Genomic DNA, 9,206 nt, shown 5'->3' with positions numbered 1-9,206 from the left:
TTCAGAATTGATGTCGACTGATCCACCGCTATCGCGGGCAAGCCCGCTCCCACAGTGTTTTGTGTGCGCAGTGGGAATCGCCGACAAGCGGCCGACGGTCGGTTTTCATCCCGGTTTCGACAGGCTTGTCTATCGTTCAAGTGTCGGCAGCGCGTCTGCCGCGCCCGTGATTGTCCAGAAAAATCCGGCAAAGCACCGGATCTCCACCTGATCAGGAGTGCACGATGGACCTCAGCCGTCGTCAGTTCTTCAAGGTCGCAGGTATCGGCCTTGCAGGCTCGAGCCTTGGCGCGTTGGGCATGGCCCCCACGCTTGCCTTCGCCGAGCAGGTGCGCCATTTCAAGCTCGCCCACACCCATGAAACCCGCAACACCTGTCCGTATTGCTCGGTCGGTTGCGGGTTGATCATGTACAGCCAGGGCGATGCGGCGAAAAATGTCGCGCAAAGCATCATTCACATCGAAGGTGACGCCGACCACCCGGTCAACCGCGGCACCCTTTGCCCCAAAGGCGCAGGCCTGCTGGACTTCATCCATAGTCCCGGTCGCCTGCAATACCCGCAGGTGCGAAAGCCCGGCAGCAACGAGTGGACGCGCATCGGCTGGGATGAAGCGCTGGATCGCGTCGCCGACCTGATGAAGGCCGACCGCGACGCCAATTTCATCGAGAAGAACGAGCAAGGCCAGACGGTCAATCGCTGGCTGACCACGGGCTTTCTCGCGGCCTCGGCGGCCTCCAACGAAGCGGGTTACATCACCCACAAGGTCATTCGCAGTCTCGGCATGCTGGGGTTCGATAACCAGGCGCGTGTCTGACACGGCCCGACGGTGGCAAGTCTTGCCCCGACGTACGGCCGTGGTGCCATGACCAATACCTGGACCGATATCGCCAATGCGAATCTGGTTCTGGTGATGGGCGGCAACTCAGCGGAAGCGCACCCATGCGGTTTCAAATGGGTGACCGAAGCCAAGGCGCACAACAAGGCGCGGCTGATCGTGGTCGATCCGCGTTTCACCCGGACCGCCTCGGTAGCCGACTATTACGCGCCGATCCGCACCGGCACCGACATCGCCTTCATGGGCGGGTTGATCAATTACCTGCTGACCGAGGACAAGATCCAGCACGAATACGTGCGCAATTACACCGACGTGTCGTTCATCGTCAAAGCCGGCTATGGCTTCGAGGATGGCATCTTCAGCGGTTACGACGCGGACAAGCGCGCCTACACCGACAAGTCCGGCTGGGGATACGAGCTGGGCGAAGACGGTTTCGTCAGAGTCGACCCCACCCTGCAGGATCCGCATTGCGTGTTCCAGTTGATGAAGCAGCATTACAGCCGCTACACCATGGAACTGGCGAGCCAGATCTGCGGCATGCCGGTCGATGCGATGAAGAAAATCTGGGAAGAGATCGCCACCTGCTCGCAACCGGGCAAGACCATGACGATCCTCTACGCCCTGGGCTGGACCCAGCACTCGATCGGTTCGCAAATCATCCGCAGCGCGGCCATGGTGCAATTGCTGCTGGGTAACGTCGGCATGCCCGGCGGCGGCGTGAACGCCTTGCGCGGGCACTCCAACATCCAGGGCCTGACGGACCTTGGTCTGTTGTCCAACTCGTTGCCGGGTTACCTGACCCTGCCGCTGGACGCCGAGCAGGATTACAACGCCTATATCCACAAGCGCACTCAGGTGCCGCTGCGTCCAGGACAATTGTCCTACTGGCAGAACTACGGCAAGTTCCACGTCAGCCTGATGAAGGCCTGGTACGGCGCCAACGCCACGGCCGAGAACAACTGGGCCTACGACTACCTGCCGAAGCTGGACATCCCCAACTACGACATCCTCAAGGTCTTCGACCTGATGGGCCAGGGCAAGGTCAACGGCTACATGTGCCAGGGCTTCAACCCCATCGCGGCGCTGCCCGACAAGAACCGGGTGATGGCGGCGCTGGCCAAGCTGAAGTGGCTGGTGGTGATGGACCCGCTGGCCACGGAAACCTCGGAGTTCTGGCAGAAGGTCGGGCCGTACAACGATGTGAACACCGCCAATATCCAGACCGAAGTGATTCGCCTGCCCACGACCTGTTTTGCCGAGGAAGACGGCTCGCTGGTCAACAGCAGCCGCTGGCTGCAATGGCACTGGAAAGGCGCCGATGGTCCTGGCGAAGCCCGCACCGACGTGCGGATCATGACCGAGCTGTTCTTGCGTCTGCGCCAGCGTTATCAGGCCAACGGCGGCAAATTCCCCGATCCGCTGCTCAAACTGTCGTGGCCGTACAAGATCCCCGAGGAGCCTTCGCCCGAGGAGATCGCCAAGGAGGTCAACGGCTACGCCACCACCGACTTCACCGATGCCACTGGCGCGGCGATCAAGGGTAATTCGCAACTGGCCGCCTTCAGCCAGCTCAAGGACGACGGCAGTACGGCGTCGGGTTGCTGGATTTTCTGCGGCAGCTGGACCGAAACCGGCAACCAGATGGCCCGCCGGGACAACAACGACCCCTACGGCATGCACCAGCATCAAGGTTGGGCCTGGGCCTGGCCGGCCAACCGACGGATTCTCTACAACCGCGCCTCGGCCGACCCGCAGGGCAAACCATGGGACGAGAAAAAACGCCTGGTGTGGTGGAACGGCAAGGCCTGGGGCGGCACCGACGTGCCGGACTACAAGGCCGACGTAGCGCCGGAAGCTGGGATGAACCCGTTCATCATGAACCCCGAGGGTGTGGCGCGGTTCTTTGCCGTCGACAAGATGAACGAAGGGCCATTCCCCGAGCACTACGAGCCGTTCGAGACGCCAATCGGCATCAACCCGCTGCATCCGCAGAACAAGAAAGCCACCAGCAACCCGGCGGCGCGGATCTTCGAGTCGGTATGGGATTCCCTCGGCGTGGCCAAGGACTATCCGTACGCGGCCACCAGCTATCGGCTGACCGAGCATTTCCACTTCTGGAGCAAGCACTGCCGGCTCAACGCGATTGCCCAGCCTGAGCAATTCGTCGAGATCGGAGAGGTGCTGGCCAAGGAGAAAGGCATCGCCGCTGGCGACCGGGTGAGGGTCAGCAGCAAACGCGGCTTCATCGAAGCGGTGGCGGTGGTGACCAAGCGGATCCGGCCGTTGCAGGTCAACAACCAGGTGGTGCATCAGATCGGCATCCCGCTGCATTGGGGTTTCACCGGCCTGACGCGCCACGGTTACCTGACCAACACCCTGGTGCCGTTCCTCGGCGATGGCAACACCCAGACCCCGGAATCCAAGTCATTCCTGGTCAACGTGGAGAAAATATAAATGGCCAGCCAAGACATCGTTGCCCGCTCGGCCACCACCACAGTACCGTCTTCGGTGCGCAATCTGGAGGAAGTGGCGAAGCTGATCGACACCACCAAATGCATCGGCTGCAAGGCCTGTCAGGTCGCCTGTTCCGAATGGAACGAGCTGCGCGACGAAGTAGGGCATAACCACGGTACCTACGACAATCCGCAGGACCTGACGGCCGAAACCTGGACCTTGATGCGCTTCACCGAACACGAGACCGACGCCGGCAACCTGGAGTGGCTGATCCGCAAGGACGGTTGCATGCACTGCGCCGAACCCGGTTGCCTGGCCGCGTGCCCCAGCCCCGGGGCGATCATCAAGCACGCCAACGGCATCGTCGATTTCAACCAGGATCATTGCATCGGTTGCGGCTACTGCATCACCGGTTGCCCGTTCAACATTCCGCGCATTTCGCAAAAGGACCACAAGGCCTACAAATGCACGCTGTGTTCGGACCGGGTGGCGGTAGGGCTGGAGCCGGCCTGCGTGAAAACCTGTCCGACCGGCGCCATTGTGTTCGGCACCAAGGAAGACATGAAGGAACACGCCGCCGAACGCATCGTCGACCTCAAGAGCCGCGGTTTCGACAACGCCGGGCTGTATGACCCGGCAGGTGTCGGCGGCACCCATGTGATGTATGTGCTGCACCATGCCGACACGCCCAAGCTCTACGCCGGGCTGGCTGCCGACCCGACCATCAGTCCGCTGGTAGGCCTGTGGAAAGGTGTGAGCAAACCGCTGGCGCTGCTGGCCATGGGCGCGGCGGTGCTGGCCGGGTTCTTCCACTACGTGCGCGTGGGCCCGCAGATTGTCGAGGAAGATGAAGTGCCCCATGGCCCGGATCCGTCGGTGCATGAAGTCGATCCTTCGGTGCATACCTATGATCCCAAGCGGGAGAACCGGCCATGATCCGCAAAGAGATCCTTCGCTACACCGCCAACCAGCGCACCAATCACTGGCTGGTGGCGATTCTGTTCTTCATGGCCGGGCTGTCGGGGCTGGCGCTGTTTCATCCGGCGCTGTTCTGGCTGAGCAACCTGTTCGGCGGCGGGCCCTGGACGCGCATCCTGCATCCGTTCATGGGCGTGCTGATGTTCCTGTTTTTTCTCGGCCTGGTGTTCCGTTTCTGGCGCGCCAATTACTTCATCGCCAACGACCGCCTGTGGCTCAAGCGCATCGACCGGGTGATGAAAAACGAAGAGGAGGGCGTGCCTGCCATCGGCAAGTACAACCCGGGGCAGAAACTGCTGTTCTGGACTTTACTGCTGTGCATGCTGGTGTTGCTGTTCAGCGGCCTGGTGATCTGGCGGGCGTATTTCAGCGCGTACTTCGGCATCACGGCGATTCGCTGGGCGATGCTGCTGCATGCGCTGGCGGGTTTCGTGCTGATTCTGAGCATCATCGTGCACATCTACGCGGGCATCTGGATCAAGGGTTCGGTGAGCGCAATGATGCATGGCTGGGTCAGTCGCGCATGGGCGAAGAAGCACCATGAATTGTGGTATCGCGAGGTGACCCGCGACGACACCAGAGACAAGACTCCCCAGCGACCGATCACGAAAAAGGGCTGACATTTGCCAACCATTCTCGAACCCGGACAAATCGAAGCGGCGGCCGGTTCGCCGCCGTTTCTGCACCTGCCACCGCACAACCTGTTCACCCTGCGCGCCGAGCGCCTTGACCAGCTGGCCGAAGGGCATCCGCTGGCCGATTACCTGCGCCTGCTGGCCGGGTTGTGCCGGGCGCAACAGCAGGTGATGGACAATCCGCCGTCCAGCGAGCCGCTCGATCGCCAGCGCATCGAACTGTGCCGAGAGCACGGCTTGCCGCCGTTCGCCGCCGATAGTTTGAGCCGTGAAGATGATTGGCAAGGGTTTCTCGATGCGCTGCTGCAGTGTTATGTCGCTCCCGATCAGCCTGCTGTGGTCGAGGCGTTGGATACGCTGCGTCAGGCCGGCACCGGACAACGCCGGGTGTGGGCAGTGGCGTTGCTCAGCGGGCAATATTCCATGGTGCCGGCGGCGCTGGTGCCGTTCCTCGGCGCGGCCCTGCAAAGTGCCTGGAGCCATTGGCTGTTGAGCACGCCGGATCTGCATTTGACGGCGGGCCCCAGCCTCAGCCAGTGCCCGGCCTGTGGATCGCCCGCCATGGCCGGGGTGATTCGCCATCGCGGCAAACACAACGGCCTGCGGTATCTGGTCTGCTCGTTGTGTGCCTGTGAGTGGCATGTGGTGCGGGTCAAGTGCGTGTATTGCGAGCAGAGCAAGGGGCTTGAGTACCTGAGCCTGGAGGACGATCGCCACGCCGCGAACCAGGCGCCGCTACGGGCGGAAATATGTCCGGGCTGCAATGTCTATCTCAAACTGCTGTATCTGGAGAACGATGCCCATGCCGAAGCCCTGTCGGCGGACCTCGCCAACCTGATGCTGGACATGCGCCTGGCCCAGGACGGTTACCAGCGGTTGGCGCCCAATCTGCTGCTGGCGCCGGGAGACGAATGAGCACAGGGTCTACACTCTGGCGCGATGGTCATTCGTATTCTGGAGCGCCTGATGCCCGCAAGCCTTGCCAGCCAAACCCCGCGTCTGCCTTCCATCGACAGTCTGCTTCGACACCCGGCGTGCCAGCCACTGGCCGAGCGTTACGGGCGCGAAGCCTTGCTCGGGTCCTTGCGGCAACTGCTCGATGAATTGCGCGAAAGCGTGCAACTGGGGCAGATGCAAGCCGTCGAAGTCAGTCCCGAAGTGCTGGCAGGAAGGGTAGGCGAGCGTCTGGCTGTCCAGCACCGCAGCCATGTACGGCGAGTGTTCAACCTCACCGGCACTGTGCTGCACACCAATCTGGGCCGCGCCCTGCTGCCGGAAGAAGCCATTGAGGCCGTGCAAATGGCGGCGCGTTATCCGCTGAACCTGGAATTCGATCTGCACAGCGGCAAGCGCGGCGATCGTGACGATCTGATCGAAGGTTTGATCCGCGAGTTGACCGGCGCCGAGGCGGTGACCGTGGTCAACAACAATGCTGCCGCCGTCCTGCTGACCCTCAACAGCCTGGGAGCGCGCAAGGAAGGCATCATTTCCCGGGGCGAGCTGATCGAAATCGGCGGGGCGTTTCGCATTCCCGACATCATGGCTCGGGCGGGGGTGAAGCTGCACGAGGTCGGCACCACCAATCGCACCCATGCCAAGGATTACGAAGCGGCCATTGGCCCGCGCAGCGGTCTGGTGATGCGGGTGCATGCGAGCAACTACAGCATTCAGGGGTTCACCACCAGCGTGCCCACGGCGGAGTTGGCGCAACTGGCACACAACCATGGTTTGCCGCTACTTGAGGACCTTGGCAGCGGCAGCCTGCTGGATCTCACTCGCTGGGGGTTGCCGGCAGAGCCTACGGTGCGCCAGGCGCTGCTCGATGGCGCGGATATCGTCACCTTCAGCGGCGACAAGTTGCTTGGCGGGCCACAGGCCGGGTTGATTGTCGGGCGCAAGGAGCTGATCGCGAAGATCAAGAAGAACCCGCTGAAACGGGCGCTTCGGGTCGACAAGTTGACTTTGGCCGCACTTGAGGCGGTGCTGGGGCTGTATCGCAATCCGGATCTTCTGGCCGAGCGTCTACCAAGCTTGCGCCTGTTGACGCGGCCTCAGGGGGAAATCCTCGCTCAGGCAGAACGTCTGCAACCCTCGCTGGCGCGGGTGCTGGGCGCCGCCTGGAGGGTCAGCGCAGTGCCGGCGCTGGGCATGATCGGCAGTGGCAGCCAGCCGGTGGCGCGGTTGCCGAGCGCGGCGTTGTGTGTGCGGCCGCTGACTTCGAAGCGTCTGCGCGGGCGGTGTCTGCTGGGGCTGGAGGAGGCGCTGCGTGGCTTGCCGATCCCGGTGCTGGGGCGCATCGATGACGACGCCTTGTGGCTGGACTTGCGCCAGCTGGACGACGAGACGGCGTGGCTGGCGCAACTGGATCAATTGCAAGGGGAGGAGCGGGCAGGGTGATTGTCGGCACCGCAGGGCACATCGACCACGGCAAGACCGCGTTGCTCCAGGCCCTGACCGGGCAGGCCGGGGACCGGCGCCGGGAAGAGCGCGAGCGGGGCATGACCATTGACCTCGGCTACCTTTACGCTGAGCTGGCGCCGGGTGCGGGGCTCACCGGGTTTATCGATGTTCCGGGGCATGAGCGCTTCACCCACAACATGCTGGCCGGGGCGCAGGGCATTGATCTGGTTTTGCTGGTGGTTGCGGCGGATGACGGTGTGATGCCGCAGACTCGTGAACATCTGGCGATTGTCGAGTTGCTGGGTATCCCACGGGCATTGGTTGCCATCAGCAAATGCGACCGGGTTGACCCGTCCAGGGTGCAGCAAGTGCGGGAGCAGATCAGCGCATTGTTGGCACCCGGTCCCTATGCCAATGCACCTTTGATGGCGTTGTCGAGCCTGACCGGGGAAGGCGTCGAAGCCTTGCGCGAGTCCCTGCTGGGGGCCCAGCGTGAGGTGCAGCAACGCAGTCTCGAAGGCGGATTTCGCCTGTGGATCGACCGAGCCTTCAGCGTGGCGGGTGCGGGGATAGTGGTCACCGGTACGGCGCTGTCGGGTCAGGTGGCGGTCGGTGATGCGCTGCAGCTTGGGCCGTCGGGCAAGACGGTGCGGGTGCGGGGCTTGCACGCACAGAATCAGACCGCTGAAACCGCCATGGCCGGGCAGCGTGTGGCGTTGAATATCAGTGGCGAACGGCTGGCGCTGGAGCAGATTCATCGGGGGCAGTGGCTGGCTTCGGAATGGCTGTATGCGCCGACTCAACGACTGGACATCGATCTGCAGTTGCTGGCCAGCGAATCCCGCGCCTTCGAGCACTTTCAGCCGGTGCACGTGCATGTCGGCACCCAGGACGTGATCGGTCGCGTGGCCTTGCTGGAGGGCGCGAGCGTGGCGCCGGGCGAGCGCATGTTCGCGCAGTTGCTGCTCAATGGACCGGTGCAGGTGGTCAAGGGTGATCCGCTGATCCTGCGTGACCAGAGCGCGCAGCGCACTCTGGGCGGTGGTCGGGTGCTCGACCCGTTCGCACCGACCCGGCAGCGGCGCAGTCCGGAGCGACTGGCGCAATTGCGGGCGTTGAGCCGCGCCTTCGACATCGAAACCCTTTTGCCGGCGCTGCTGGTCAACAGCGGCACCGGGCTCGATCCGCAGCGCCTGGAGCGTCAGTTCAACCGTCCCCGTGCCGGCTGGACGCTGCCTGAAAGCGTGCGGCTGATCGAGACGCGCACGGGCCCGGTGTTATTCGACTCGGTTCGTTGGCAGGCTCTGAAAGACGGGGTGCTGGAGCATCTGACGCGTTTTCATGAGCAAGAGCCGGATCAGATGGGGCCGGATCGTGATCGCTTGCGGCGCTTCAGCGGTACGGTGCTGGAGCGTGCGACCTTCCTGTGTCTGCTCGATGAAATGCTGGGCGCTGGTCTGATTGCCGCCAGCGGGCCGTGGTTGCATCGGCCGGCCCATCAAGTGCGCCTGAGTGAAGAGGACGAGGCTCTGTGGCAGCGCTTGCAACCGCAGTTCGACGCGGCCGGTTTCAATCCGCCATGGGTGCGCGACCTTGGGCACGACCAAACCACGGTGCGCGCGCTATTGCGCAAGATGGCGCGGTTGGGGTTGCTGCATCAGGTGGTGCGTGACCTGTTCTACACCGATACGGTGATTCGGCAATTGGCGGCTATGCTGTTGCAACTGGCCGAGGATGACCCGGTGATCCAGGTAACCACGTTTCGCGATGCACTGGGGGTTGGGCGCAAGCGCAGCATCCAGATTCTGGAATACTTCGATCGGCTGGGCCTCACCCGGCGCATGGGCGACCGCCGCCAGATTCGCACGGACAACGCGCTGGCGCGGCGAACGGACTGATTTCA

General features: G+C 63.1%; 6 protein-coding genes and 1 pseudogene. All 7 read left to right on the top strand.

The features are described 5' to 3' along the window. Nucleotides 1-211: pseudogene (locus ACW9JE_RS01890) on the top strand (hypothetical protein); the annotation flags it as partial. A gap of 13 nt (nucleotides 212-224) precedes the next feature. After that, nucleotides 225-3,290 carry a formate dehydrogenase-N subunit alpha gene (gene fdnG, locus ACW9JE_RS01885; protein WP_457431682.1) on the top strand — a complete coding sequence of 1,022 codons (3,066 nt, stop codon included), beginning with the start codon at nucleotides 225-227 and terminating at the stop codon, nucleotides 3,288-3,290. Beyond that, entirely contained in the window at nucleotides 3,291-4,226 is a 936-nt protein-coding gene (gene fdxH, locus ACW9JE_RS01880) for a formate dehydrogenase subunit beta (protein WP_457431681.1), read from the top strand. Next, the gene (locus tag ACW9JE_RS01875) at nucleotides 4,223-4,888 is read left to right on the top strand and encodes a formate dehydrogenase subunit gamma (RefSeq protein ID WP_457431680.1); all 666 of its coding nucleotides are present in this window, start codon (nucleotides 4,223-4,225) and stop codon (nucleotides 4,886-4,888) included. The genes fdxH and ACW9JE_RS01875 overlap by 4 nt, the downstream gene beginning before the upstream one ends. A 3-nt stretch (nucleotides 4,889-4,891) precedes the next feature. Beyond that, on the top strand, nucleotides 4,892-5,818 hold the full coding sequence (gene fdhE / locus ACW9JE_RS01870; protein WP_457431679.1) for a formate dehydrogenase accessory protein FdhE: 927 nt from the start codon (nucleotides 4,892-4,894) through the stop codon (nucleotides 5,816-5,818). Nucleotides 5,819-5,869: 51 nt separating this feature from the next. After that, nucleotides 5,870-7,300, top strand: a complete 1,431-nt coding sequence (gene selA, locus ACW9JE_RS01865) for an L-seryl-tRNA(Sec) selenium transferase (RefSeq protein ID WP_224535520.1) — start codon at nucleotides 5,870-5,872, stop codon at nucleotides 7,298-7,300. Beyond that, nucleotides 7,297-9,201, top strand: a complete 1,905-nt coding sequence (gene selB / locus ACW9JE_RS01860) for a selenocysteine-specific translation elongation factor (protein ID WP_457431678.1) — start codon at nucleotides 7,297-7,299, stop codon at nucleotides 9,199-9,201. Before selA ends, selB begins: the two co-directional genes overlap by 4 nt. Nucleotides 9,202-9,206 lie beyond the last annotated feature (5 nt).

The sequence above is a fragment of the Pseudomonas sp. SDO55104_S430 genome (assembly GCF_054070595.1).
This window is presented reverse-complemented; position numbering and strand designations above follow the sequence as displayed.